We start from the raw sequence: 648 nt of genomic DNA, 5'->3' as shown, positions 1-648 counted from the left end.
GCCAAGGCATCCACCGTGTACGCTTAGTCACTTAACCATACAACCCGAAGGAGTTTCGAGTTGATGTTCAAATCACCAAAGTTGTCTCTCATTATTTGAATGAGCGAGAGACATTTCGATTTTGCCGGACTCAATTTCGAATAATCACTGTAAAAGTGATATTCCCAAGAACACTTGAATGTGTTTTTTGGTGTTTGTCTTAAAGACAAACATTGAGAACTTTACAAACAATCTCCTATCTATTTAAAGACAAGGATTGTTTTGTCAGCTTTCCAAATTGTTAAAGAGCTAATCACTTCCTAAGAAGTCATTTTCTAAAGACTTTCAGAGTCGAAGATTCTAACCACGTACGTTTTACTGAAGTGGTTTGGAATTCCTATCCAAAAATACTTAGAGAATGGTGGGCGATACCGGGCTCGAACCAGTGACCCCCTGCTTGTAAGGCAGGTGCTCTCCCAACTGAGCTAATCGCCCACATAAGTTTTGATTCTTCGTGGAGAAGAATGGTGGGTCGTGCAGGATTCGAACCTGCGACCAATTGATTAAAAGTCAACTGCTCTACCAACTGAGCTAACGACCCAATGGTATCCCGTAGGGGAGTCGAACCCCTGTTACCGCCGTGAAAGGGCGGTGTCCTAGGCCTCTAGA

Annotated in this window: 2 tRNA genes; both read right to left on the bottom strand. The window is 43.1% G+C overall.

Annotated elements, in window-relative coordinates:
• Positions 1–398: 398 nt before the first annotated feature.
• Positions 399–474 (bottom strand) — tRNA-Val (locus tag QTO06_RS25360).
• Between the two features lie 30 nt (positions 475–504).
• Positions 505–580 (bottom strand) — tRNA-Lys (locus QTO06_RS25355).
• Positions 581–648 lie beyond the last annotated feature (68 nt).

The sequence above is a fragment of the Vibrio sp. M260121 genome, from assembly GCF_036533715.1.
GTDB lineage: Bacteria > Pseudomonadota > Gammaproteobacteria > Enterobacterales > Vibrionaceae > Vibrio.
The sequence above is the reverse complement of the archived record's forward strand: the minus strand, read 5'-3'. Positions and strand labels throughout refer to the sequence as shown.